Annotated in this window: 20 protein-coding genes; 12 read left to right on the top strand and 8 right to left on the bottom strand. The window is 64.6% G+C overall.

What is annotated here, in order from left to right:
* The first annotated feature begins 134 nt into the window (after positions 1-134).
* The 4 genes from ACGLWX_RS12590 to ACGLWX_RS12575 are packed head-to-tail and all read left to right on the top strand — an operon-like array spanning position 135 to position 4,025.
* The gene (locus ACGLWX_RS12590) at positions 135-905 is read left to right on the top strand and encodes an ABC transporter ATP-binding protein (RefSeq protein WP_396240157.1); all 771 of its coding nucleotides are present in this window, start codon (positions 135-137) and stop codon (positions 903-905) included.
* A gap of 42 nt (positions 906-947) precedes the next feature.
* Positions 948-1,694, top strand: coding sequence for an ABC transporter ATP-binding protein (locus ACGLWX_RS12585; RefSeq protein ID WP_396240155.1), 747 nt, complete (start codon positions 948-950; stop codon positions 1,692-1,694).
* A gap of 16 nt (positions 1,695-1,710) precedes the next feature.
* On the top strand, positions 1,711-2,715 hold the full coding sequence (locus ACGLWX_RS12580; protein ID WP_263585824.1) for a branched-chain amino acid ABC transporter permease: 1,005 nt from the start codon (positions 1,711-1,713) through the stop codon (positions 2,713-2,715).
* Entirely contained in the window at positions 2,715-4,025 is a 1,311-nt protein-coding gene (locus ACGLWX_RS12575) for a branched-chain amino acid ABC transporter permease (RefSeq protein ID WP_396240153.1), read from the top strand. Before ACGLWX_RS12580 ends, ACGLWX_RS12575 begins: the two co-directional genes overlap by 1 nt.
* A gap of 75 nt (positions 4,026-4,100) precedes the next feature.
* Here ACGLWX_RS12575 and ACGLWX_RS12570 read toward each other — a convergent pair whose 3' ends face one another.
* From ACGLWX_RS12570 to ACGLWX_RS12560, 3 genes are all read right to left on the bottom strand, one after another.
* A complete protein-coding gene (locus ACGLWX_RS12570; RefSeq protein ID WP_396240151.1) occupies positions 4,101-5,309 on the bottom strand; it encodes an ABC transporter substrate-binding protein in 1,209 nt (402 codons plus the stop codon).
* Positions 5,310-5,427: 118 nt separating this feature from the next.
* On the bottom strand, positions 5,428-6,975 hold the full coding sequence (locus ACGLWX_RS12565) for a phospholipase D family protein (RefSeq protein WP_396240149.1): 1,548 nt from the start codon (positions 6,973-6,975) through the stop codon (positions 5,428-5,430).
* Positions 6,968-7,216 (bottom strand): hypothetical protein, encoded by a 249-nt coding sequence (locus tag ACGLWX_RS12560; protein ID WP_396240147.1) that lies wholly within the window; start codon positions 7,214-7,216, stop codon positions 6,968-6,970. Before ACGLWX_RS12560 ends, ACGLWX_RS12565 begins: the two co-directional genes overlap by 8 nt.
* 66 nt (positions 7,217-7,282) lie before the next feature.
* Between ACGLWX_RS12560 and ACGLWX_RS12555 the strand changes: the two genes are divergently transcribed.
* Entirely contained in the window at positions 7,283-8,086 is an 804-nt protein-coding gene (locus ACGLWX_RS12555; RefSeq protein ID WP_396240145.1) for a prolipoprotein diacylglyceryl transferase family protein, read from the top strand.
* A gap of 104 nt (positions 8,087-8,190) precedes the next feature.
* A complete protein-coding gene (gene rapA / locus ACGLWX_RS12550; protein WP_396240143.1) occupies positions 8,191-11,130 on the top strand; it encodes an RNA polymerase-associated protein RapA in 2,940 nt (979 codons plus the stop codon).
* 49 nt (positions 11,131-11,179) lie between these two features.
* On the opposite strand, the gene ACGLWX_RS12545 is transcribed toward rapA, so the two are convergent.
* Positions 11,180-12,091, bottom strand: coding sequence for a TIGR01777 family oxidoreductase (locus tag ACGLWX_RS12545; RefSeq protein WP_396240141.1), 912 nt, complete (start codon positions 12,089-12,091; stop codon positions 11,180-11,182).
* A gap of 98 nt (positions 12,092-12,189) precedes the next feature.
* On the opposite strand from ACGLWX_RS12545, the gene ACGLWX_RS12540 reads away from it, so the two are divergent.
* The 5 genes from ACGLWX_RS12540 to fabB all read left to right on the top strand — a co-directional run bounded on the left by ACGLWX_RS12540 (position 12,190) and on the right by fabB (position 17,787).
* A complete protein-coding gene (locus ACGLWX_RS12540) occupies positions 12,190-13,275 on the top strand; it encodes an NAD(P)/FAD-dependent oxidoreductase (protein ID WP_396240139.1) in 1,086 nt (361 codons plus the stop codon).
* Between the two features lie 176 nt (positions 13,276-13,451).
* The gene (locus tag ACGLWX_RS12535; protein WP_252105833.1) at positions 13,452-14,372 is read left to right on the top strand and encodes a MerR family transcriptional regulator; all 921 of its coding nucleotides are present in this window, start codon (positions 13,452-13,454) and stop codon (positions 14,370-14,372) included.
* A gap of 95 nt (positions 14,373-14,467) precedes the next feature.
* Complete coding sequence (gene phrB, locus ACGLWX_RS12530) at positions 14,468-15,874, top strand: deoxyribodipyrimidine photo-lyase (protein ID WP_396240137.1); 1,407 nt, start codon at positions 14,468-14,470, stop codon at positions 15,872-15,874.
* 167 nt (positions 15,875-16,041) lie between these two features.
* Positions 16,042-16,557: a 3-hydroxyacyl-[acyl-carrier-protein] dehydratase FabA gene (fabA, locus tag ACGLWX_RS12525; protein ID WP_252105831.1), complete on the top strand. Its 516-nt coding sequence runs from the start codon at positions 16,042-16,044 to the stop codon at positions 16,555-16,557.
* Positions 16,558-16,569: 12 nt separating this feature from the next.
* A complete protein-coding gene (gene fabB, locus ACGLWX_RS12520) occupies positions 16,570-17,787 on the top strand; it encodes a beta-ketoacyl-ACP synthase I (RefSeq protein ID WP_396240135.1) in 1,218 nt (405 codons plus the stop codon).
* Between the two features lie 224 nt (positions 17,788-18,011).
* Here the strand turns inward: fabB and ACGLWX_RS12515 are convergent, their stop codons facing one another.
* From ACGLWX_RS12515 to ACGLWX_RS12500, 4 genes are all read right to left on the bottom strand, one after another.
* On the bottom strand, positions 18,012-18,773 hold the full coding sequence (locus tag ACGLWX_RS12515) for a lysophospholipid acyltransferase family protein (protein WP_396240133.1): 762 nt from the start codon (positions 18,771-18,773) through the stop codon (positions 18,012-18,014).
* Positions 18,770-19,681: a sugar nucleotide-binding protein gene (locus ACGLWX_RS12510; RefSeq protein WP_396240132.1), complete on the bottom strand. Its 912-nt coding sequence runs from the start codon at positions 19,679-19,681 to the stop codon at positions 18,770-18,772. The genes ACGLWX_RS12515 and ACGLWX_RS12510 overlap by 4 nt, the downstream gene beginning before the upstream one ends.
* A gap of 55 nt (positions 19,682-19,736) precedes the next feature.
* Positions 19,737-20,357, bottom strand: a complete 621-nt coding sequence (locus tag ACGLWX_RS12505) for a single-stranded DNA-binding protein (protein WP_396240130.1) — start codon at positions 20,355-20,357, stop codon at positions 19,737-19,739.
* A gap of 171 nt (positions 20,358-20,528) precedes the next feature.
* On the bottom strand, positions 20,529-21,908 hold the full coding sequence (locus tag ACGLWX_RS12500) for an MFS transporter (protein WP_396240633.1): 1,380 nt from the start codon (positions 21,906-21,908) through the stop codon (positions 20,529-20,531).
* 231 nt (positions 21,909-22,139) lie between these two features.
* Between ACGLWX_RS12500 and uvrA the strand changes: the two genes are divergently transcribed.
* Entirely contained in the window at positions 22,140-24,971 is a 2,832-nt protein-coding gene (uvrA, locus tag ACGLWX_RS12495) for an excinuclease ABC subunit UvrA (RefSeq protein WP_396240128.1), read from the top strand.
* Positions 24,972-25,078: the final 107 nt, after the last annotated feature.

Here is a 25,078-nt window from a genome sequence, read left to right as displayed (position 1 = left end):
CAGGTGTTTGGATCGCGATCCGAGCCGACACCCACAGGGACGCTCCCGCACATGAGCCGTGTCGCCGCGCCGGCGCCGCCCTTTTAAGGGCCAGGCGATGGCCGGGCAGCTGCCTTCCCTGGCAAGAGGACACCATGACCCCGATTATCGAAGTACAACACGTCAACAAGGCCTTCGGCGGGCTACACGTCATTAACGACTGTTCGATCAAGGTCGAGAAAGGCTCCATCACCGGCATGATCGGCCCCAACGGGGCAGGCAAATCGACGCTTTTCAACCTGATCGCCGGCTCTCTCGTCCCGGACAGCGGCCATATCCTGCTCGACGGCGAAGAGATCACCCGGCTTCCCGCCGACGCCCGCTTTCACAAGGGATTACTGCGCACCTTCCAGATCGCCCACGAGTTCAGCCAGATGAGCGCGCTCGAGAACCTGATGATGGTGCCACCGCACCAGGCCGGCGAGCGCCTGTTCAATACCTGGTTCAAGCCGGGGCTCGTACGCCGCGAGGAGGACGAGGTGCGCCGCCGGGCGCTGGAGGTGATCGAGTTCGTGGGCCTGCACCACGTGCGAAACGAGCTGGCGGGCAACCTTTCCGGCGGGCAGAAGAAGCTTTTAGAGCTTGGTCGCACCATGATGACCGACGCGAAAGTGGTGCTGCTCGACGAAATCGCCGCCGGGGTCAACCGCACGCTGCTGGGCGATCTGATGGGCAATATCGAGCGGCTGAATCGCGAAATGGGCTACACCTTTTTGGTCATCGAGCACGACATGGAAATGATCAGCCGCCTGTGCGACCCGGTCATCGTGCTGGCCCAGGGCAGCGTCATGGTCGAGGGGTCGATCGAGGAGATCCAGCAAAACCCCGAGGTGATCGAGGCCTATTTCGGCAGCGATGCCGCTTAGCGCGGTGCCAACAACAACACACTCTTTCGAGACTTTTCGATCATGTCCAACGATGCGTCACCCCCCTCGCCGGCCGTCAGCGCCGCGCCGCTTCTGGACGCGCGCGACGTGCACGGCGGCTACGGCAGCATGAACATTTTGAACGGGGTCGACATGACCCTCTACGCCGATGAGGTCGGCGTGATCGTCGGCCCCAACGGCGCCGGCAAGTCCACCATGTTGAAGGCGGTGTTCGGCCTTTTGAACGTCAATCAGGGCGAGATCTTGCTCGACGGCGAGCCGATTCAGAACCTTGCACCGAACCAGCTGGTCAAGCGCGGCATGGGCTTCGTCCCCCAGGAGAAGAACGTCTTCCCGAGCCTCTCGGTGCAGGAGAACCTGGAGATGGGCGCGTATTTGAAGCCGCACAACGTCAAGCGCATGCTCGAGCAGGTGTATGAGTTCTTTCCGCCGCTCAAGGAGAAGCGCCGCCAGAGTGCCGGCGAGCTCTCCGGCGGTCAGCGCCAGATGGTCGCCATGGGCCGCGCGCTGATGGCCGAGCCGACGCTTTTGCTGCTCGATGAACCCACCGCCGGGCTCTCGCCGCTTTACATGAACGAGATCTTCGACCGGGTGAAGAAGATCAACGCCGCCGGCGTCGGCATTTTGATGGTCGAGCAGAACGCCAAGCAGGCGCTAGCCATCGCCGACAAGGGCTTCGTGCTGGCCGCCGGCCAGAACCGCTTTACCGATACGGGAGCGGCGCTGCTCGCCGACCCGGATGTCGCCAAGAGCTTTTTGGGCGGCTAGCCCGGGGGAGATACTCGTGAACGAACTGGTCTTTTTCATCAATAACGTCCTGATCGCCGGCAGCGTTACCGGCTCGATCTACGCCATCGGGGCGATCGGCGTGACGCTGATTTTCAGCATCATGCGCTTCGCCCATTTCGCCCACGCCGACATGATGACCTTCGGCGCCTTCATGGTGCTGCTGCTCGCGTCGGCCTTTCCCGCCGCGGGCGCCAGCATCGGCGTGCCTACCGCGCTGATCATGCTGCCGCTGGCCATGGCGTTGACCGCCCTGCTCGCCGTCGGTATCGACAAGGCGTTCTACAAGCCGCTGCGCGCTCACGGGGTCAAGCCCATCGTCATGGTGATCGGCTCACTCGGGGTGACGCTGATGCTGCAAGGGTTGATTCGCCTGTTCGCCGGCACCGGCGGCCAGAGTCTCTACGTCGATGACCGCAAGGAGATCTTCCGCCTGGGGCTACCTTTCGAGGGCGCCCGAGCGCCAATCGTGGTGACCGAGCCGCAGCTCTACCTGTTCGTGATTACGGTGGTGGCGGTCGTGGCGCTGGCGGTGTTCCTGAACCGCTCGCGGCTGGGCAAGGCGATGCGCGCCATGTCGGACAACCCGGAGCTCGCCCAGGCCTCGGGCATCAACACCAACACCATCGTCGCCGTCACCTGGGTGATCGCCGGCGGGCTCGCCGCCATTGCCGGCACGCTGTTGTCGCTTGACGTCACCTTCAAGCCGGATCTGAGCTTCTTTCTGCTGCTGCCGATCTTTGCCGCGGCCATCGTCGGCGGCGTCGGCCACCCCTACGGGGCGATCGCCGGTGGCTTCGTGGTGGGCTTTGCCGAGACCCTGGCAGTGTTCAACTGGAACGTGCTGCTGCGCCCGTTCCAGGAGCGCTTGCCCGAGTGGCTCGAGCTTCCGTCGAATCTGGCCTTCGTGGGTACCGAATACAAGATCGTGGTGCCGTTTTTCATTCTCGTGGCAATTCTGATCTGGCGCCCCACGGGGCTCTTCAAGGGCAAGGTGATCTAATGAACGATAAAACCTCATCCTATACGCCCCGCGATGCCACCGTCACGCGGCGCTTCCCGCTGCGCGAGATGGTGCTGTTCGCCGCGCTTTTGATTGCGGTGCTCGGCGTCTACGCGCTGATGGGCGCGGCCTACAGCACGCGCATGCTGGTCGAGGCGGCCTGCTACGCCATTCTGGCTCTCGGCCTGACCATTCAGTGGGGCTACGCCGGGCAGTTCAACGCCGGCGTCATGGGCTTCGTGGCCCTTGGCGGCTTTAGCGCCATGCTCTTTAGCGTGCCAGTCAACGACGCCTTCTGGGGCACAGAGCTTCCCTTCGAGCTCGGCCGCGTGCTGCTTTATGGCATCGCCGCGGTGCTGGTGGTGGTCGGCGTGAGCCGGCTCGACCGCTTGGGCATGCCCAAACGGCTGCGCACCGTGGTCACCGTGGTGCTGGCGGTGGTGCTCTATCTCACCGTGATTAGCCTGCTTCGCGAGGTGACCGGCGAGATTCAAAGCCGCGCGGGCTTCGTCGGCGGCTTTGGGCTGCCGCCCTGGGTCGGCTGGATCGTCGGCGGGGCGCTGGCCGGCGGCGTGGGCTACTTCATCGGCCATATTTGCTTGGGGCTTCGAAGCGACTACCTGGCGATCGCCACCCTCGGTATCGCCGAGATCATCAAGGCGTTTCTGAAAAACTCCGACTGGCTGACCCGCGGTACCGCCACGGTGTCGCCGCTGCCCTGGCCGACGCCCGGGCCTGCCGAGCTCGGCTTTACGCTGTCGCGGGCGATCTACCTGTCGCTGACCGCGGTAATCATCGCGGCGATCTTCTTTTTGCTGCACCGCGCCTACCACGCCCCTTGGGGGCGGATGATCCGCGCCATTCGCGACAACGAAGTCTCGGCGGCGGCCATGGGCAAGGACATCAACCGGCGACGCCTCGAGATTTTCGTGCTGGGCTGCATTTTGATGGGCCTGGGCGGCGGCGTGCTGGGCACCTTCAACAGTCTCTTCGACCCCCAGGGGTATCTGCCGCTCAATCACACCTTTCTGGTGCTGGTGATGGTGATTCTCGGCGGGCCCGGCAACAACCTGGGCACGATCTTCGGCGCCGTGGCGGTGTACATTATCTGGATCATGTCCGAGCCACTGGCGCTTTACGTCATGGATCTGGTGACGAGCATCGGCGAAGGCGCCGGCTGGGAGATGCCCAACAACCTGGACAGCCGCGCGCTGCAGGCCCGTGTACTGGTGATCGGCATGCTGATTACGATCGTGCTGCGCTTCGCGCCCAAGGGGCTGTTGCCGGAGAACATCAAGACCCACGGCTAAACGCCGGTCGCTACGAAAAACGCCCCGGGCTTTCGGCCCGGGGCGTTTTTTTACGCGGGTTCTACGCTTTACGGCTTACAAATCGAGCTGGCCCTTGGTTACGAAGCTGCCGTCTTCCACCGCCATCTCGACGACCACGCCGGGCACGTCGCCGTTGTCGTCGAACTCATGCGAGCCGGAGGCGCCTTCGTAGTTGATCTCGGTGCCCTCGGCAATCAGCCCCACGGCCTTTTCCCACTCGCCGGGCAGAATCACCTCGCCGGGCTCGCTCGACACGCTGCGCAGCGCCTCAGCCAGGCCTTCGCGCTCGGCACTGCCGTTTTGCTCGATGGCCAGCGCCAGCAGGAAGGCGGCGTCATAGGCTTGAGCGGCAAACACGGCGCTGGGGTCGAAGCCGGCATCATTCGCGGCGCTTTCGAAAATGTCGGTGCCGGGGAGATCCGGGCTTCCCGGGCGGGTGGCGATCATGCCGTCGAGCACGTCGGCGCCGATCGCCTCGACCAGGCTATCGCCGACCATGCCGTCGGCGCCCACGTACTGGGTGAACATGCCGCTCTCGTAAGCCTGACGCAGCACGGTTTGCCCCGAGGTGTCGGCGTAGGCCAGCACCACCAGCGTATCGGCGCCGCCGGCGGAGAGTGAACCGAGTTCCGAGCGGTAGTCGGCGCGGTTGTCCTCGTGGGCGAGGTTGTCGGTGATCTCGCCGCCGCCGGCTTCGAACGCCGCGCTGAAAGCGTCGGACAGTCCCTGGCCGTAGTCGTTGTTGACGAAGGTGACCGCCACGACGTCGATGCCCTTGTCGAGCAGCAGCTTGGCGAGCATTTCGCCCTGGAAGGCGTCCGAGGGCACGGTGCGGAAGACCAGGTCGTTGTCGTCGAGCTCGGTGACCGCCGGCGCGGTGGAGGCCGGTGACACCATCACCACGCCGCCGGGAATCGCGGCGTTGTTGGCCGCGGCAATGGTCGCGCCGGTGCAAAGCGCGCCGACGATCGCCGTGACGTTTTCGGAGTTGACCATGCGGTCGGCGGCGTTGGAGGCCGCCGAGGCGTCAGAACAGGTGGTGTCGCCAGACGGCATGGAGAGCGTTTCACCGTCCAGAATGCCGCCCTGCTCGTTGATCTGGGCCACGGCCAGCTGTGCGCCTTCGAAGATCGGCGGCGTCAGGCTTTCGATACCGCCGGTAAAGCCCCCCAGAAAGCCGATTTTAACTTCAGCCTGGGCGGTGGCGGTCAAGGCAAGAGAGGAAGCCGCGATGGCGGCCACGAGTGTGCGTTTTTTGATCATGTTATTCGTCGCTCCCGGTATTTGAGTCGCGCAGGCTGTCGCTAGCGCTGGTATCAATTTGAAACTGCCGGGACGAAAATACAAGCCTCTTTTCTAACGCTTCTTAACGCAGCGCGCGCTACAGCAAGGGTTCCAGATGAACGGTTTGGCTAAACCAGGCGTTGACATGACGCCACCAGCTGCCGGGCTCCTCGACCACGCGCCGGCGTTCGCTTTCGTGCTCGTACTCCCACCCCAGCACGCCGTCTTCGAGGGTAACGTGGTAGCTGATCGTTGGCCGCTGGCCGACTTCGACCAGCGCCTCAAACGCCTCGCGTAGCCCGTCGCTTTCGACCAGCACGCCCACCTCGGTATTCCAGAACACCGAGCGCGGGTCGACGTTGAACGAGCCGATGAACACCTGATCATCGAAGCCCAGCGCCTTGATGTGCAGCGCCGAGGTGGAGGCGCCGGGTACGCGCATCTCCTCGATGGCGTCGTCATCGCTCGCCTCCTGCTCCGGGCGCAGCTCATAAAGGCGCACGCCACTCTCGATGAGCCGCGCCCGCCAAGGCATATAGGCGCCGTGCACCACCGCCGCGTCGGTGGATTCGAGCGAGTTGGTGATGATGTCGATGGCCACGCCCTGGGCTGCCAGCGCCTCCAGCCGCTCGACGCCGGCTTGAGTGGGGACGAAGTAGGCCGAGATCATCACCAGCCGCTCTCGGCTCTCGGCGTTGCGTAAAAGCTCGCCTAGAAGCGTGGCCTGCCAGTGGGGTGCGCCGTCGGAGTGGATCTTGTCCGGACTGTCCCAGAACGTTTGGGCGCTGCCCCAGAAAAGCGTACGCCAGGGCGGCGCCTCGGAGGGCGACTCGCGCAGCCGAACGAGGTAGTCGGCCTCGGCGTTATCGTCGAGCCAGCAGTCGAGCTCATCGGCGAAGGGCTGCCAGGCGCTCGCCTCGACCGAATGGTAGCGGGCGATCGGCTGGGCGAGATCGTGATTCCAGTAGTCGTCGAAGCTTTGCGAAAGCTCGGGCACGACCTCACCGATCGTGACCAGGTCCAGGTCGGCGAAATTGAGCGACTCGTTGGCATCGAAGTATTCATCGCCCAGGTTGCGCCCGCCGACGATGCCAACGGTGTTGTCGGCGATCCAGAGCTTGTTGTGCATGCGCCGGTGCTGGGTTTTGGGCGCGGTGAACGAGGCCAGCACGCGGGTGGCGAGATGGCCGCGGCCGAAGGCCACCGGGTTGAATACCCGCACCTCGATACCAGGGTGGCTCGACAGCGCCGCCAGCCGCTCGCCCTGGCCGATGGCGCCCATGTCGTCGAGCAGCAGGCGCACCCGCACGCCGCGCTCGGCGGCCTCGATCAACTCCTCCATGACCAGCCGCGTGGTCTGGCCGTCGCCGAACAGGTAGGTCTGGATATCCAGCGAGCGCTCGGCGCGGTGGATGAGTTCCACCCGGGTCTCGAACGCCTGCTGGCCGTTGGCCAAAAGCGCAAAGCCGTCCGGCGCGCTCTGCCTCTCCAGCGCGCGGGCGACCCGCTCACCAAGCCAGGTATCCTCGGCCTGGGCGCGGTCGATCGCCACCTGCGCCTCGCGGGGAGCGTCCTCGTCGACGCAGCCGGCAAGCGCCAGCGCCGCCACCAACAGCGCGGCCAGCCACGGCCGGCGGCTAGCCATCGTCGGCGCCCGTCTTTAGGTGCGCGCGGCGCGCATCCGCCTCCTTGCGCTGGCGGTTGCGCCGGTAGAGCCTGGCCAGCGCGATCAGCAGCGCGGTGACGAGCATGATGGCGAGCACCACGCCCTGCCAAGGACGGGCGGCGTTGCCCATCACGGTTTCCAGCGCGATGATCAGCGCAAGCCCCAGCGCCTGGGAGCCGATCGCCAGCGCTCGCAGTACGTCGATGCCGGACGAGGTCATGGAGTTCTCCGTAAACAGTGGCGTGCATGATATGGTGCCCCAGTGTAACTGCTCAACGGAAAAACCATGAACGCGATTGCCCTAGGCCCGCTCCTTCTTTCGCTGCCTCGCCTGTTCGCCCTGGGCGCCGCGCTTCTGCTGCTGCTAACGAGCCACTACTGCCTGCCGCTTAATGCGCGGCAAAAAAGCCGCTGGTTCAGCGGGCTAATCCTTTGCTGGCTGGTAGGCGCGCGGGTGGGCTACGTGCTGCTCAATATGGGAAGCTTCGCCGATGCCCCACTCGAAGCGCTGAAGCTCTGGCAGCCGGGCTATCATCCGCTGGGCGGTTTGATGGCGGGGCTTTTGTGGTGCGCCTGGTCGCTGCGTAAAAACCTGAAGGCGCTAGGCATCGCCGTTATCCTGCTGATTCTCAGCTCGGCGCTTTGGCTGGTCGCAGTCATGGTGAGCGTGGACGAGCAGCGCTTTGCGGTGAGCGCGCTGCCGGAGGTGACGCTTGAAAACCTCGACGGCGAACCGGTTTACCTGCCGGACCTGGCCGCGCGCGGCGACCGGCTGATCGTCAACCTGTGGGCGACCTGGTGCCCGCCGTGCCGGCGCGAAATGCCGCTACTCGAGCAGGCCGACGGCCTGGAGGGAGTGAGCGTCGTCATCGTCAATCAGGGCGAGGACCTGCTGCCGGTGGTGCGCTATCTCGATGATCAGGCGCTCTCCTTCGAGGTGGCGCTGCGCGACCCGAGCCAGACCCTGATGGCGCGTTTTGACGCCCCGGGCCTACCCACCACCGTGCTGTTCGACGCCGATGGCCGCACTCAGGAAGTCCACGTCGGCGAGCTGACCCGCTCGCAGCTCGACCGCTGGCTCGATAATTAAGCGACTCGGCGCTTAATACCGCCCCGCCTTTGCGTTAGAATCCCCCGCCCTATCGCCGCCTGAACGCAGGCGGCTCGCCCCGTTTTGAACTTCCTTGAGGCATCATGAGCGATTTTACCCCCGGCCAGCGCTTTATCAGCGACGGTGAGGCCGAGCTTGGGCTGGGCACCGTACTCAACTGCGACGCCCGCAGCGTGACCATCTTGTTCAGTGCCAGTCAGGAAACCCGCACCTACAACACCCGTCAGGCGCCGCTGACCCGCGTGGTGTTCGGCAGCGGTGACCGGGTGATCGCCGCCGACGGCTGGCAGATCACCGTCAGCGAAAGCAGCGAGCGTCAGGGGTTGATCATCTACCAAGGCCTGGACGACGACGGCGTCGCCCGCGAGCTTCCCGAAACGCGCCTGGCCGACACCATGCAGTTCAACCAGGCCCGCGACCGTCTTTTGACCGGCCAGGTGGATCGCAACGACTGGTTCGACCTGCGCTTTCGCACGCTGCACCACCACCAGCGCATCGAGCAGCACGAAGCGCTCGGCTTTAGCGGCCCGCGCATCGACCTGATCCCTCACCAGCTCTATATCGCCGACGAAGTCGCGCGCCGCCACGCCCCGCGGGTACTGCTCGCCGACGAGGTGGGCCTTGGCAAGACCATCGAGGCCGGGTTGATTCTGCACCGACTACTATTGGCCGGGCGCGTTTCCCGCGCACTGGTGCTGGTGCCCGATAGCCTCACCCACCAGTGGCTGGTGGAGCTTCTGCGCCGCTTCTCGTTAAGCGTCACGCTGCTCGACGAAACCCAAAGCCAGGCCCAGGCCGGCGCCAACCCGTTCGAGAGCGCCCAGTTGATTCTGGCAAGTCAGGGGTGGCTATTCGCCAACGAAGCGCGCCAGGCCCAGGCGCTTGAGAGCGACTTCGATCTGTTGATCGTCGACGAAGCGCACCACCTGGATTGGCACGCCGACGGTGAAAGCGGCCCGGGTTATCGCTGCGTCGAGCAACTCGCCGGCCAAATCCCCGGCCTTCTACTGTTGACCGCAACGCCCGAGCAGATGGGTCTGGAGAGCCACTTCGCCCGCCTGCGCCTGTTGGACCCGGAGCGCTATCATGATATCGCGCGCTTCAAGCAGGAGGAGGCGCACTACGTCGAGGTGGCCTGTGCCATCGAAGCGCTCGACGCGCTGCCGTCTGATCGCGAGCGGGTGGCGGCGGTGGTCGATGACGCCGACGGCCAAGCGCTGCTGGACACGCTGTGCAGCGAAAGCGCCAGCGACGACGATAAGGCGAAGGCCAAAACTCGGCTTCGCGACGCGCTACTCGATCGTCACGGCACCGGCCGGGTGATGTTTCGCAACAGCCGCCGCCACGTGGGCGGCTTTCCCGAGCGGCGCCTGCACCAGAGCACGCTGGAGCTGCCCTCAGCCTATCGACGCGTGCTGCGCCGGGTCGAGCGCGACGAGGACTACTTCGACGAGCTTTTGATCGAAACCGGCATGGATCACCCGGACGTGCTGATCTACCCGGACGCCACCTACCGCGCGCTCTCGGATGACCCGCTCAACGGCGAGCCCTGGTGGCAGATCGACCCGCGGGTGAACTGGCTACTCGAGAAGCTCGCCGATACCAGCGAGGAAGGCCTTGCCGGCGACAAGGTGCTGGTGATCGCGCACCACCGCGAAACCGCCGAAGGCCTTTCCGAGGCGCTGCGCGTGCTTGGCGGCTACCAGGCCCCAGTGTTCCACGAGGATCTCTCGCTGATCGAGCGCGACCGCGCCGCAGCGGCCTTCGCCGATGAAGAAGAGGGCTGCCAGGTGCTGGTGTGCTCGGAGATCGGCTCCGAGGGGCGCAACTTCCAGTTCTGCCGGCATCTGGTGATGTTCGACATGCCCCAGCACCCGGACCAGCTCGAACAGCGTATCGGGCGCCTCGACCGGATCGGCCAGCGCCACGCCATCGAGCTGCACGTACCCGCCTTTAGCGCCTCGCCCGGCGAGCGGCTTTTGCGCTGGTACCACGAAGGCATGAGCGCCTTCGCTGCCCCCCACGGCGTCGGAAGCGAGCTGTTCGAGACCTTCGGCGACGCGCTGGCCGACGCGCTTTTGGACGACGAAGCGCTCGACGAGATCATCGCTGACACGCGCGCCTTCTTCACCGAGAAAATGGCCGAGCGCGAAGCCGGGCGTAACCGCTTGCTGGAGCTCAACGCCTGCCGGAGTGAGCGCGCCGAGCAGGTGGTCGAGGCGGTGCGCGAGCTCGACGAGGATACCGCCCTGCCGCGCTATGTCGAGCGGGCGCTGGACGTGTTCGGTGTCGACAGCCAGGAGGTCGGTAACGACCTGATCTATCTCGCGCCGGGTTCACACATGCTCGACGGCCTGCCGGGGCTGGTGAAAGGCGAAGAGGGCTTTACCGCCACCTACCGCCGCGACGTGGCGCTGGCCCGCGACGACGTGCACCGGCTTGGCTGGGAGCACCCGCTGGTGCGCGAAATGATGGGCCGGGTGATCGACGGCACCATGGGCAACACCGCGCTTGCGCTGCTGCGCCACCCGTCTATTCCGAGCGGGCGGCTGATGGCGGAGCTGGTGTTCTGCACCCACTGCCCGGCGCCTAAAGCGCTGCACCTCAACCGCTTTTTGCCGCCCACGGCGGTGCGCGTGCTGATGGACGAATCCGGCGCCAATCTGACCGCCAACATCTCCTTCACCGGGCTCTCAAAAAACGTCCAGAAGGTCAACAAGTCGATGGCCCGCGACCTGATCAAGAGCCGGGTGAGCGAGCTGCGCACGCTGTTGAGTCAAGGCGAGGAGGAAGCGGAAAAAGCGTTACCGGGGCTACTAGAGCAGGCGCGCGAGAAGATGCGCGCTCAGCTCGACGGTGAGCTCGACCGACTGCGCTCGCTTGCAAAGCACAACCCGGCGGTGCGCGACGAGGAGCTAGCGGCGCTCGAACGCGAGCGCGGCGCGCTGCTGGAGGCGATCAACGCCACTCGCCTGCGTCTGGACGCGGTGCGGGTGGTGATTACCGTCGACCCCAACGCCTGACGCTTATGCCGGCGCCAGGGTAAGGCGTGAAAGATGAAGGTGAGGTGGGTCAGTCGTCGCCGAGAATGTCGTCAAGCGCCTTGTCGAGGGTCGGGTAGCCGAAGTTGAAGCCCGCCGCGTGCAGGCGCTCCGGGCGCATGTCGGCCCCGGTCAGCAAGAGCCGCGACATCTCGCCGAGCCCCGCTTTCAGCACGAAGGCGGGCACCGGGAAGATCGCCGGGCGGTTGAGGTGGCGCGCCAAGGTTTGGGTGAACTCCCTATTGGTGACCGGGTGTGGGGCGCCAGCGTTGAACGGCCCTTCGAGCCCGGACTTGTTGATCAGGTACAGAATCGCCTCGACGAGGTCTTCCCGGTGCACCCAGGGCATGAACTGGCGCCCGTCGCCAAAGCGCCCGCCCAGACCCAGCTTGAACGGCGGCAGCATTTTAGCGAGCGTACCGCCGCCTTCACCGAGCACCAAACCGATTCGCACAATCGCCAGCCGCACGCCGAGCGCCTTGATGGGCTCGGCGGCGGCCTCCCACTGGGCGCACAGTCGATGGGCGAACTCGGGGTGAGGCGGGGTCTCTTCGTCTACCTTTTTATGGCCCTGATCGCCGTAATACCCCATGGCCGAGCCGCTGACCATCACCGCGGGCAGCGGCTTGCCGGCTTTTTTCAGCGCCTTGCAGAACTCGACCAGCGCCGTAGTGGCCTCGACCCGCGAGCTGATCAGGCGTTTTTTCTGCGCATCGCTCCAGCGCTTACCGGCAATCGGCTCGCCGGCCAGATTGACGATGGCGTCCGGCGGGGTGTCGATGAACGCCATGGCGCTCTTTCCAGTGTTGCACGCCCGGGGCAGCCCGCGAGCCGCCTGGGAGGGCGAGCGTGAAACGACGTCGACCTGGTGGCCACCGTCGATCAGCTTTTCACACAGACGCTTGCCGACAAAGCCCGTGCCGCCGGTTACGAGTATTCGCATCGAGAACCTCCTTCAGCCCGCAGGCGATTAGTTGCACAAATGCTGTACTAAAATGGTACGATAAGTATATTGAGTGTCATCCATTCACGCGAGGACTTATGCCCGAAAAAGCGCGCCGAGCTGCTCGCCCTGAACGCGTTGCCGTAATCGGCGCCGGCATGTCAGGCCTAGCCTGCGCTCAAACGCTGGCCGAACAGGGTATTCACGTGACCCTGTTCGATAAGGCACGCGGCCCGGGCGGGCGCATGGCTAGCAAACGCCGCCCCACCGCCACGCTGGATCTCGGCGCTCAGAGCTTCACCGTGCGCGACGCGCGGTTTTCGCAGTTGATCGAATCACTCGAAAACCAGGGCGTGGTCGCCTGCTGGCCCGGCGCCAGTTTCGAGGTCAGCGACGCCGGCTGGGCGAAGCTCGATGACGACCAGCGCCGCTACGCAGGCGCCCCCCGCATGAGCGCGATCACCCGCGAACTCGCCAATCGCCTTACTCGCTTTGACCACGTAAAGACCCACTTCGACACCCGCGTTCAGACGCTGACAAAGCTAACCGGCGGCGAGCGCGACTGGGCGCTTTGCGGCGATCAACATCAGCCGCTTGGCGCCTTCGATACGGTCGTGATCACCGCCCCGCCGCCCCAGGCCGAGGCGCTGATGGGCGAGTGGGATTTGACGCTTGCCAGGGCGTGCAGCGCGCGCGCCCAGCGAAGCTGCTGGGCCGGTTACGTGGTATTTGAAACGCCGCTGCCGCCAATCGAAAACGTTACCCGCTGGGACACGCTGCACGCGCGCCATCCGGCGCTTCGGCTGGTATCGCGCAATCACACCAAGCCCGGCCGCGGGCACCAGCCGGAAAGCCTTAGCCTGCTCGCCCAGCTCGACTGGAGCGAGCAGATGCTCGAGCGCCCGGCGGACGAAGTCGCCTGTGCGCTTTACGCCGCCTTTCGTTCGCTGCTGCCGCGTAATGTCGTGCTGCCCGACATAGTCGAGCTAGGCGCCCACCGCTGGCGCTACGCCCAGGCAAGCGCACCCGGCAGCGAGTCATACTTGTACAGCGAACAGGGCCTTGCCCTGTGTGGCGAAAGCTTTCGCGGCAGCCGCGTCGAGGATGCCTGGCTCTCCGGGCGGGAGCTTGGAAATGCATTGTTAGAGCTACCAGAGAGTTACCAAAATCAAACGGCCGTATAACGTTAGCCTGCGCAAGGTTGTACCCAACGTCAAAAAGTTGTACAAAGTACGCTACCAAAAAAAGGCTTTGAACGTTATACCAGACGGCGAGCAGCGTAATGATGGCTGCGCGCCGCCGCCATTCATGAAAGATCCCTGGGGCACTGGCCCGAGGCAACCAAGAGGCAATGGCGCCCATGAGCAAGAAGGCGACCCACCCACCCGATACGCCACTTTACCCGATTCGGGAAGTTTCCCGATTGACGGGGGTGAACTCGGTCACCCTGCGCGCCTGGGAGCGCCGCTACGGGCTGATCTGCCCGCAGCGCACGCCCAAGGGCCACAGGCTTTACGCCCAGGATGACATCATCCGCATCGAGCGGATCTTGCAGTGGCTCAATCGCGGGGTGCCGGTCAGCCAAGTGGCGGATCTGCTCGACCAGCCGGAAACCGTCGAGGCCCCGGCGCCGGACGCCGGCGACTGGGCGAGTCAACGTCAGCAGCTTCTGGCCACCATTGAGGCGATTGACCTGACCAAGCTCGAGTCGCTCTATCAGCAAAGCCTGGCGCTCTATCCGCTGAGCACCGCGGTCAACGAGCTGTGGCAGCCGGTGATCTCGACGCTGGAAGCGAAGTGGGCAATCGAACCCGATGATCTGGTGCGCCGCTCGCTGGAGGCGTTTTTGCGCAGCCAGGTTGGCATTCGCCTGCACTACGCCAACCAGGCCACCCGCGGCCCGCTGATTCTGCTCAACGCCATGCCCGACGACCCGGGCCCGCTGTGGGTGCTGATGACGGCCCTGATGGCGAGCGAACAGGGCTACCGTGTCCAGCTTCTCGACCACTCGCTTGCGCTCGAGGACCTGCCCCAGGCAGTGGCACGGTTGCACTGTTCGATGGTGCTTCTGACCAGCGGCCAGCGCGAAAGCGATGACTTCATTCGCCAGGCACTGCCGCGCGCCGCGACGGCGCTTGGCGTGCCGATCGGCGTGTGCGGCGAAGTCGCCCGCCAGCGCGATGCCGATCTGCGCGACAGCGATGTCCACATGCTCGGTGACGACCTGCCCCAGGCGATCGCCAGGCTGCGCCCGTTGCTGCGCGAATCCGGCATCCTGTAACGCGCCGGCGCCGGATTCACTCATTTAAGGGGTTCACTACTCTACCGACGCCGGCTTCTTATCGCCGGCGTTTTTGACACTCCAGGGAGGGAGTCATGGCGCTTCAGCTAGTCTGGTTTCGAACCGACCTTCGCACCTTCGATCACTCGGCACTAGCGGCCGCCGCCGAAAAGGGCCCGGTGGTGGCCGTGTTTTTGCGCAGCGTCGAGCAGTGGCGTGAACACGGCCACGGCGCCAACAAGATCGACTTTTGGCACAGAAGCGTTCGCGCGCTGAAAGAGAGCCTGAACGCACTCAACATTCCGCTTCTGCACCGCGATATCGGCCGCTACGACCAGGCGGCCGAGGCGCTTTTGGAGATCGCGCGCGAGCACGGTATCGAGCGGCTGCACTTCAATCGCCAGTACCCGCTCAACGAGCATCGCCGCGACGCCCAAGTGCTCGAGGCGTTCAAGCACGAAGGCATTCCCGCTCACGGCTATCACGACGCCGTCGCGTTTGCGCCGGGCACGCTGTTGACCGGCAAGAACGAGTACTACAGCGTGTTCACACCGTTCTCGAAGGCCTGGCACAAGAATTTAAAGGATTCGCAGCTGCACGTGCTGGACGCGCCGAAAAAGCAGGCCGAACTTTCGATTGGCAACAACTCCATTGCGGCGCTGCCCGAGCTCGACCAAACGCCGGTGAACCAGAAGGCGTGGCCTGCCGGCGAGGACGCGGCGAGCGACGCGCTCGCGCGCTTTTTGCAAAAGCGCGCCAAGCGCTACAACGAGCAGCGCGACTTCCCCGCCGTCGCCGGCACCAGCGAGCTCTCGCCCTACCTCGCCCTCGGTGTGCTGTCGTACCGCCAGTGCATGCAGGCGGTCATGAGCCACAACAGCGGCCACCTCGCCGACGGCGACAAGGGCCTGACCACTTGGGTCAACGAGCTGGTGTGGCGCGAGTTCTACCAGCACGTGGTCTTCGGCTTCCCCCGGGTGTCGCGCCACGAGCCGTTTCAGGAACACACCAAAGCACTTGAGTGGCGTGACGATGACGAGGGCTTCAAGGCCTGGTGTGAAGGGCGCACCGGCTACCCGATCGTCGATGCCGCCATGCGCCAACTGGTCAATACCGGCTGGATGCACAACCGCCTGCGCATGGTCACCGCGATGTTTCTGAGCAAGCATCTATTGATTGACTGGCGCCGGGGCGAGCGGTTTTTCCTCGAACACCTGGTGGATGGCGAGTTCTGCTCCAACAACGGCGGCTGGCAGTGGGCGGCCTCCACCGGCACCGACGCCGCGCCCTACTTTCGTATCTTCAACCCCACCACCCAATCCACACGCTTCGACCCGGACGGCGAGTTCATCGCCGAGTGGCTACCGGAACTTTCCGAGCTGCCCGCCAAGGCGCGTCACGCCCCGCCAAACGACATGCTGACGAAGCTCGACTACCCCGAGCCGATCGTCGATCACAAGGCGGCGCGCCAGCGGGCACTGGAGGCGTTCAAGGCGCTTTGAGCGCGCACTAACCCCGCGCCAACTCAACGATAGATCGACGATGGCGTGCATTCAGCGGTTTCCGGAAGTAGACTAGGCGTGGCCTTGCCCGCCGTTCGTGGCGACCCCGGCGCGTAACGCCGGTGCGACGGACGGCCAACGTCCACCTTGAACCTCGGAACGATTCAGTGACCAAGCAACATTCCTTTGATCGCGAAGAACTGCTGGCGTGCTCGCGCGGCGAGCTGTTCGGCCCCGGCAATGCGCAGCTGCCGGCACCCAACATGCTGATGCTCGACCGCATCACGCACATTCACGAAGAAGGCGGTGAGCATGGCAAGGGCGAGCTGATCGCCGAGCTCGACATCACCCCGGATCTCTGGTTTTTCGACTGCCACTTCCCGGGTGATCCGGTCATGCCGGGCTGTCTGGGGCTCGACGCCATGTGGCAGCTGGTCGGCTTTCATCTGGGCTGGCTGGGTCATCCCGGGCGCGGTCGGGCGCTGGGCTGCGGCGAAGTGAAGTTCAGCGGGCAGATCCTGCCCGATGCGAAACTGGTCACGTACCGTATCAATATCAAGCGGGTCATCACGCGCCGGCTGATTCTCGGCATCGCCGATGGCACGGTGTCCGTGGACGGACGCGACATCTATCAGGCGAACGACTTGCGCGTTGGCCTATTCACCTCCACTGCGAATTTTTAACAGGAGGCTCCCATGCGACGAGTGGTAGTCACCGGCCTGGGCATCGTATCTTGTTTGGGCAATGACCAGCACCAGGTTCTGGACGCGCTAAAAAACGGGCGCAGCGGCATTCGCTTTAAAGAGGAGTATGCCGAGCGCGGTTTTCGTAGCCACGTGGCCGGAAGCGTACATATCGATCTCGAAGCGCTGATCGACCGTAAGCTTCTACGCTTCATGGGCGATGCCGCGGCCTACGCCTACGTGTCGATGGCGCAGGCCATCGAGGACGCGGGGCTCACGCCGGAGCAGGTCTCCAACGAGCGTACCGGGCTGATCGCCGGCTCCGGCGGCGCCTCCAGCGCTAACCAGGTCGAAGCCGCCGATGTACTGCGCGACAAGGGGCTGCGCCGCGTCGGGCCGTACCGCGTCACCCGCACCATGGGCAGCACCGTCTCCGCGTGCCTGGCCACGCCCTTTCAAATCAAGGGCGTGAACTACTCGATCTCCTCGGCCTGCGCGACCTCGGCGCACTGCATCGGCAGCGCCATGGAGCAGATCCAGTTGGGCAAGCAGGATGTCGTGTTCGCCGGCGGTGGTGAAGAGGAGCACTGGACGCTCTCGTGCCTGTTCGACGCCATGGGAGCGCTCTCGACCCACTACAACGACACCCCGGAAACCGCCTCGCGGCCTTATGACCAGACCCGCGACGGTTTCGTCATCGCCGGCGGCGGCGGCATGGTGGTGCTCGAGGAGCTTGAGCACGCCAAGGCGCGCGGTGCGAAGATCTACGGGGAAGTCGTGGGCTACGGCGCCACGTCCGATGGCGTCGACATGGTCGCGCCCTCCGGCGAAGGCGCCACGCGCTGCATGCGCCAGGCGATGGCCACGGTGGATGGTGACATCGACTACATCAATACCCACGGCACCTCGACGCCGGTCGGCGATGTGGCCGAGCTGAAAGCGATTCGCGAAGTTTTCGGCGACTCGACGCCGGCGATGAGCTCGACCAAGTCGCTGACCGGTCATTCCCTGGGCGCGACCGGCGTGCAGGAAGCGATCTATTCGCTTTTGATGATGCAGCACGGCTTCGTCGCCGCCTCGGCCAACGTCACCAAGCTCGACGAGCAGGCCGACGGCTTCGACATCGTCACCGAGCGGCGCGATAACGTCGCCATCGAGCGGGCGCTCTCCAACAGCTTCGGCTTTGGCGGCACCAACGCCTGCTTGGTGTTCCAGCGCTACGCCGACTAGTGATACGCAGTAATGAAAAAACGGCGCCTTCGGGCGCCGTTTTTGTTGGTCTGTTCTGTGGGATGCCGGGCAACCCTACGCGAGGGCGCTGTGAATACCTCCCTGTACGCTACTTTCGCCCTCCCTGGCGAAAGATCCTCGCTACGGGTTACCCGGCAGCGCCAGCCTCAGCCGCCGCTCACTTAAAGCGCCCCAGGGCCGCGCAAAAGCTCGGCTCGAGTGTATTACCGAGCCCGAGGCGCGACGCTCATGGCCACGGGTTCGCCGCGGGGCACGTCAGAAATTTCCTCGAGGGTGGACTCGATCCAGCGCTCCACCTCGACGAGCACCTCGTCCGGGGTGCGGCCAGCGGTTTCGATCGGCTCGCCGATGCGTACCCGCAGCTCGCCGGGCTGTTTGACCCAGTGCCGCCCGGGCCAGCGCTCGCCGGCGTTGTGCGCCACCGGCAGCACCGGCACGCCGGCCCGACACGCCACCACCGTGCCGCTTTTGTTATAGCGCTTGCGCCGTCCCGGGTCGACTCGGGTGCCCTCGGGGAAGATCAATACCGACAGCCCGCCTTGCAGCCGCGCCACGCCCTGGGTCAGCACCTGCTTCATCGCCCGCGCGGGTTTGGAGCGGTCGAGCCCGATCGGGCGTAACAGGCGCAGCGCCCAGCCAAACACCGGAATGCGCAAAAGCTCCTGCTTGAGCACGGTGCAGACCGGCGGCTTCATCACCTGCAGAAACACGGTTTCCCATTCGCTCTGGTGGTTGGCCTGAATGACGCAGGGCCCGTCGGGAATATTTTGGCGCCCCTGGATGTCGTAGCGCACATCGCACACAAACTGGAACCAGAAGATGACGAAGTAGTTGTACAGATTGAGCAGCCGGTAGCGCCAGGCCAGCGGTAGAAACGGCGTGAGCGGTAAAAACAGCACGCCGCAGGCGAGCATCACCGTAAAGTAGCCCAGATAAAAGACCAGGCTGCGCAACACGTTGGTCAAGCCGACTCTCCTTGTTCGGGGCCTTGTTCAGCGCCCTGCTCCGGGCGGCTCTGGTCTCGGGTTAGACACCAGGCGTCCAGCATTCGACCGACTTCCAGCCGCCAGGGCTTTTGATGAACGCCGAACACGTCCAGCACCCGACGGCAGTTCAACACCCTTCTGAGCTTGGCGTCGTGGTGATGATTCAGCGCCGTGACCTCGCCCAACGCCACCGCCTCGCCGCGCCCTTCCAGGTGCGTGACGAGTTGCGTGCGCACCATCGAGGTAAAGGTGAACGCGCTGACCGGCTCGATTCCCGCCAGGTGGTACGCCCCCCAGGCCTCGGCGCCGCAGCCCTGCTGAGCGAGCATGCCGATTAGCGCCATGGCGACGGAGTCCGCCGAGGTCGGGCAGCAAATCACGTCTTCGGCGGCGCGCACGCTTTGGCCCGCCACCAGGCTATCGATGATGTCGCCAAGCCAAGCGTGGCTGCCGTCGAGCGCGAACAGCGGCCCCAGCCGCACGATCAAGTGGCGGTGGTACTCGGCGCGAATCCGATTGCCGGTGGCGACCAGCCGACGCAGACTTTCGTCGCGTGGCGCGGGCACCACGTGCTCGTCGATCGGAATCTCGAAGCCCTCGTCGTAGAGCTGATCCGAGACGCACCAGACCAGCGCCACGCCGTGCGCCTTGCACGCCTCCATACACGCATCGACCGCATCGGCGTAGGCCTTCACATCGGCCGGTGGCATGGTGTGAGGCTCGGCCAGCGGCGGAATGATCACCGCATGGGGCGCAATCGCCCCAAGCTCCTGGGCGTCGACGCCCATGCCCTGCTCGATGACCAGCTCGGTATCCGCCCGGCGGCTGGCCTCACGGGCCAGCGCCAAGCTCAAGCAGTGCCCGGCATCCAGTATCAAAAGCTTCAAGGCAGACGCTCTCCTCTCTCACTGCGCCAAACGCGGATCATCCGATCGCCGGGGTTCAGAACGGGATTTCGTCGTCGAAATCGTCGAAGTTACCCGGGTCCGGCGCGCCGAAACGGCCGTTTTGATCGTTCGGCGCGCTTTGGCCGCCGCGATTCGGGGCGCCCTGCCCACCCTGCTGGGGAGCACTCTGCTGACCGCCGCCATACTGGTTGCCCTGGGGCGGCGCGCTCTGATGGCTGGGCTGGTTGTTGGGCTGATTGCCGGGATAGTTCTGGCCACCCTGCGGGGCGCTATTTTGATAGTTCTGCTGCGGCGCACCGCCGCCTTGGAAATCGCCGCCGCGGCTATCGAGCATCTGCATGTCGTTGGCCACGATCTCGGTGCTGTAGCGGTCCTGGCCGTTCTGGTCCTGCCACTTGCGGGTTTGCAGGCGCCCTTCGACGTAGACCTTGGAGCCTTTTTTCAGGTACTGCTGAGCGATCTCGGCGGTCTTGTTGAACAGCACGATGCGGTGCCATTCGGTGCGCTCCTGGCGCTGGCCGCTTTGACGGTCGGTCCAGGTGTCCGAGGTCGCCAGATTCAGGTTCGCCACCGCCGTGCCCGACGGCGTGAAACGTACTTCCGGGTCCTGACCCAGGTTACCGATCAAAATGACTTTGTTAATCCCGCGCGCCATGGCTCGCTCCTATCTAATAAGTTCGTACTGATAAGTTCGTACTGACAAGTCCGTACTGGTAAGTCGATTCTCGTATCCGTCGACCGCCCATCGGCGATCGCGCGTTGTACTCGCAGGCGTTAAGGGTATCACCAATCCCGCCGCGACGATGTCACTGTTTGTGCGTGCCGATCAGGGTTTGTCCGTGGGAATCAGCTTGTCCAGCGCCCCGCGATCGAGCGCCTTGCGGTTGACCTTGAGATACATCAATCGCTCCTCCGGTACCACCATCACGTCCTCTACGCCGACCACATCGGCGAGGCGCTGCATCAAAAGCTCCAGCGTGTCCGGATGGGTGTCGCCCAGCGCCACCACTTCGCTTGAAAGCGGCGGCGGCGAGGGCAGGCGCCACATGAACAGCCACCAGCCAAGCGCCAGCACCGCGCAGCCAACGAACACCGCGTCCAGACCAAAGGCGCTGGAGAGCGCCCCGCCTAGGGTGCCGCCCAAAAAGGCGCCGAGAAACTGGCTGGTGGAGTACACGCCCATGGCGGTGCCCTTGGCGCCGGCCGGGGCGAGCTTGCTTAACATCGACGGCAGCGTTGCCTCGAGCAAATTGAAGCCAGTGAAATAGACGAAAAGCCCGGCGAACAGCGCGTGACCGTGGGAGACCGGTAGCGCAAGTGCCACTAGGCTCAGTCCGATCGCGCCGATCGCCACCAGGCACACCGCTTTGATCTGCTGGCGCTTCTCGGCCAGGATCATCAGCGGCACCATGGCCACGAACGACAGCGCCATGATCGACAGGTAAGCCAGCCCGTGGTACTCGATGGCCACGCCCGCCTCGACGAGGCGAAACGGGACCGCGACGAAAATTGCCATCAGGATCAGGTGCAGCGAGAAGATCGACGCGTTCAAGCGCCACAGATCCCACCGGGTCGCCACGCTCTTGAACTGGGCGCGGTCCATGCCCACGTCCTTGTGGCGCAGCCGGCGCGGCGCCGGCGGCACCCAGCGCCATAGCACGAATAGCCCGAGCAGCGTCAGCGCCGCCGTGACCCAGAACACCCCGGCAAGCCCGGCCTGGCTTGCAAGCCAAGGGCCGAGCACCATGGCGATGGCAAACGACACCCCGATCGACAGCCCGATCGTGGCCATGGCGGCGGTGCGCACCTGCTCGCGGGTTTGATCCGCCAACAGCGCCATGATTGCCGCCGCCACGGCGCCGGCACCCTGCAGCGCCCGGCCGGCAATGATGCCACCAATGGAGTCGGCACTGGCCGCCACCATACTGCCGAGTGCGAAAATCAAAAGCCCGAGGGCGATGATACGCTTGCGCCCGAAGCGGTCCGACAGCAGGCCGAAGGGGATTTGCAGCGTGGCCTGGGTGAGCCCGTAGACCCCCAGCGCCACGCCGACCAGAAACGGCGTGGCGCCGGACAGCGTGTCGGCGTAGAGCGCCAGCACCGGCAGCACCATGAAAAGCCCGAGCATACGGGACGCATAGAGCCCGGCCAGCCCACTGATTGCGCGGCGCTCGGAAGCCAGCAGCAGTGTGGAGAGGTTGCGCATAGTGCCCTTTGAAGTAGTACCAGGTGAACGAGGCGTGCCCGGCGAGGCGCCTTGAAAGCGCGCGCCTTCGAGACGACCGGCGGCGAAATGCCGGTTTTGAAAAGCCCTCCATTCTAGCGCTTCGCGCCGGCGCTGGAAACGCTCGCCTTGCGACAAACCGCCTCGCCCGCTTTGCTGTAATGGGCCAGGCAAACGTATAATTACGCTTTTGCCACGCGATTCGAGGTGTTGATGGACAGCATTCTGGTCAGAGGTGCACGCACTCACAACCTCAAGCAGATCGATGTGGAGCTGCCGCGCGACAAGCTGATCGTGATTACCGGCCTTTCCGGCTCGGGAAAATCCTCGCTTGCATTCGATACGCTGTACGCCGAAGGGCAGCGCCGCTACGTGGAGTCGCTCTCCACCTACGCGCGCCAGTTTCTTTCCATGATGGAAAAGCCCGATGTCGACCACATCGAGGGGCTCTCTCCGGCCATTTCCATCGAGCAGAAGTCGACCTCTCACAACCCGCGCTCCACCGTCGGCACGATCACCGAGATCTACGACTATCTGCGCCTGCTGTTCGCCCGCGCTGGCACGCCGCGCTGCCCGGAGCACGGCGAAGACCTGGAAGCGCAGACCATCTCGCAGATGGTCGACCAGGTGATGAACCTGGAGGAAGGCACCAAACTGATGCTGCTCGCGCCGGTGGTGAAGGGCCGCAAGGGCGAGCATCTGCAGCTTCTGGCCGAGCTTCGCGCCCAGGGCTTCGTACGCGTGCAGATCGACGGCCAGATTCTCGAGCTCGACGACATCGCACCGCTCGACAAGCGCAAAAAACACGATATCAGCGTGGTCGTGGACCGCTTCAAGGTGCGCGACGATATCGCCCAGCGCCTGGCCGAGTCCTTCGAGACCGCGCTGAACCTGGCCGACGGCACGGCGATGATCCACTTCATGGACGGCGACCGGGAAGACCTGGCGTTCTCCTCGCGCTTCGCCTGCCCGGTGTGCGGCTACTCGCTCTCCGAGCTCGAGCCACGCATGTTCTCCTTCAACAACCCCGCCGGCGCCTGCCCCACCTGCGACGGTCTCGGCATTCAGCAGTACTTCGACCCGGAGAAGCTGATCAGCCACGACGAGCTCTCCTTGGCCGAAGGCGTGATCAAGGGCTGGGACCGGCGCAATATCTACTATTTCACCCAGCTTCAGGCGCTGGCTAGCCACTTCGATTTCGCCCTCGAAACGCCCTGGAATGAACTCTCCAAACATCAGCGCGACGTCATTCTCAACGGCAGCGGAAGCGAACCGGTACCGTTTAGCTACGTCAGCGACCGCGGCCGCAAGGTGACCCGCGAGCACGCGTTTGAGGGCGTGTTGCCCAATATGCAGCGCCGCTACCGCGAAACCGAATCGAACATGGTGCGCGACGACTTGGCCAAGTACATCGCCATGAAGCCCTGCACCTCGTGTAACGGCACGCGCCTGCGTAAGGAGTCGCGCCACGTGTTCGTCGACGATCGCAATATCGCCGATATCGTGCGCACGCCAATCGGCGAGGCCTGGGACTACTTTGCCAAGCTGGCGCTGCCCGGGCGCAAGGGCGAGATCGCCGACAAGATCGTCAACGAAATCCACTCGCGCCTGGAGTTTCTAGTCAATGTCGGGCTCGACTACCTCAATCTGGAGCGCAGCGCCGATACGCTCTCCGGCGGCGAGGCCCAGCGTATCCGTTTGGCGAGCCAGATCGGTGCCGGGCTGGTCGGGGTGATGTACATTCTCGACGAGCCCTCGATCGGCCTGCACCAGCGCGACAACGACCGGCTTTTGAAGACGCTGGAGCGGCTGCGCGACCTGGGCAATACCGTGATCGTCGTCGAGCACGACGAGGATGCGATCCGCGCCGCCGACCACGTGCTCGATATCGGCCCCGGCGCCGGTGTTCACGGCGGCGAAATCGTCGCCCAAGGCACCCCACAGGACATCATGGACAACCCGGACTCTCTGACCGGGCAGTACCTGTGCGGCACTCGCGAAATCGCCGTGCCGCCGTATCGCATCCCCGGCAACCCGGAGAAGGAACTGGTGGTGCGCGGAGCGACGGGCAATAACCTGCAAAACGTCACGCTCAAACTGCCGCTGGGGCTGTTCATCGCCATCACCGGCGTATCCGGCTCGGGCAAGTCGACGCTGATCAACGGCACTTTGATGCCGATCGCCGCGCGCGATCTCAACCGGGCCACCACCATGACCCCGGCGCCTTACAGCGCCATCGAAGGCCTCGATCAGCTCGACAAGGTCATCGACATCGACCAGAGCCCGATCGGGCGCACGCCGCGCTCGAACCCGGCGACCTACACCGGCATTTTCACCCCGATTCGCGAGCTGTTCGCCGGCACCCAGGAGGCGCGCTCGCGCGGCTATAAGCCCGGCCGATTCAGCTTCAACGTCAAGGGCGGGCGCTGCGAAGCGTGCCAGGGCGAGGGCATGATCAAGGTAGAGATGCACTTTCTGCCGGACATCTACGTACCCTGCGACGTCTGCAAGGGCAAGCGCTACAACCGCGAAACCCTGGACATCCACTACAAGGGCAAGAACATCCACGACGTGCTGGAAATGACCGTCGAAGAGGGCCTTGAGTTCTTCAGCCCGGTGCCGGCCATCGCGCGGCGCCTTCAAACGCTTTTGGACGTCGGGCTCTCCTACATTCGCCTGGGCCAGAGCGCGACCACGCTCTCCGGCGGCGAGGCGCAGCGGGTCAAGCTCGCCCGGGAGCTGGCCAAGCGCGACACCGGCCAGACGCTCTACATTCTGGACGAGCCGACCACGGGCCTGCACTTCGAGGACATCCGCCAGCTTCTGACGGTGCTCCACCGCCTGCGCGATCACGGCAACACGATCGTGGTGATCGAGCACAACCTCGACGTGATCAAGACCGCGGACTGGATCGTCGACCTGGGCCCGGAAGGCGGCTCCGGCGGCGGTCGGATCATCGCCGAGGGCACCCCGGAGCAGTTGGTGAAGAAAAAAGGCTCCCACACTGGGCAATTTTTGGCGCCGCTGTTGCAAAAAAAGAAGTGAAAAAATAAAAAAAACGATAAGGCAATGAAGGACCAACCGCCGTATCGTCACTTTTGAGCCGGCGGCGATATGGCGAGCGCCGGCTCGCGCACGCGATTCTAGAGAAG

This window comes from Halomonas sp. HMF6819, assembly GCF_044335525.1.
In the GTDB taxonomy this organism is placed as follows: domain Bacteria; phylum Pseudomonadota; class Gammaproteobacteria; order Pseudomonadales; family Halomonadaceae; genus Vreelandella.
This window is presented reverse-complemented; position numbering and strand designations above follow the sequence as displayed.

Excerpts from the sequence above, each read along its gene's own strand:
- ACGLWX_RS12500 (WP_396240633.1), bottom strand. The coding sequence starts at position 21,908 with ATGCGCAACCTCTCCACACTGCTGCTGGCTTCCGAGCGCCGCGCAATC.
- ACGLWX_RS12585 (WP_396240155.1), top strand. The coding sequence starts at position 948 with ATGTCCAACGATGCGTCACCCCCCTCGCCGGCCGTCAGCGCCGCGCCG.
- rapA (WP_396240143.1), top strand. The coding sequence starts at position 8,191 with ATGAGCGATTTTACCCCCGGCCAGCGCTTTATCAGCGACGGTGAGGCC.
- fabB (WP_396240135.1), top strand. The coding sequence starts at position 16,570 with ATGCGACGAGTGGTAGTCACCGGCCTGGGCATCGTATCTTGTTTGGGC.
- ACGLWX_RS12590 (WP_396240157.1), top strand. The coding sequence starts at position 135 with ATGACCCCGATTATCGAAGTACAACACGTCAACAAGGCCTTCGGCGGG.
- ACGLWX_RS12565 (WP_396240149.1), bottom strand. The coding sequence starts at position 6,975 with ATGGCTAGCCGCCGGCCGTGGCTGGCCGCGCTGTTGGTGGCGGCGCTG.
- ACGLWX_RS12545 (WP_396240141.1), bottom strand. The coding sequence starts at position 12,091 with ATGCGAATACTCGTAACCGGCGGCACGGGCTTTGTCGGCAAGCGTCTG.
- ACGLWX_RS12540 (WP_396240139.1), top strand. The coding sequence starts at position 12,190 with ATGCCCGAAAAAGCGCGCCGAGCTGCTCGCCCTGAACGCGTTGCCGTA.
- uvrA (WP_396240128.1), top strand. The coding sequence starts at position 22,140 with ATGGACAGCATTCTGGTCAGAGGTGCACGCACTCACAACCTCAAGCAG.
- ACGLWX_RS12560 (WP_396240147.1), bottom strand. The coding sequence starts at position 7,216 with ATGACCTCGTCCGGCATCGACGTACTGCGAGCGCTGGCGATCGGCTCC.
- ACGLWX_RS12555 (WP_396240145.1), top strand. The coding sequence starts at position 7,283 with ATGAACGCGATTGCCCTAGGCCCGCTCCTTCTTTCGCTGCCTCGCCTG.
- ACGLWX_RS12575 (WP_396240153.1), top strand. The coding sequence starts at position 2,715 with ATGAACGATAAAACCTCATCCTATACGCCCCGCGATGCCACCGTCACG.
- phrB (WP_396240137.1), top strand. The coding sequence starts at position 14,468 with ATGGCGCTTCAGCTAGTCTGGTTTCGAACCGACCTTCGCACCTTCGAT.
- ACGLWX_RS12570 (WP_396240151.1), bottom strand. The coding sequence starts at position 5,309 with ATGATCAAAAAACGCACACTCGTGGCCGCCATCGCGGCTTCCTCTCTT.
- ACGLWX_RS12535 (WP_252105833.1), top strand. The coding sequence starts at position 13,452 with ATGAGCAAGAAGGCGACCCACCCACCCGATACGCCACTTTACCCGATT.
- ACGLWX_RS12505 (WP_396240130.1), bottom strand. The coding sequence starts at position 20,357 with ATGGCGCGCGGGATTAACAAAGTCATTTTGATCGGTAACCTGGGTCAG.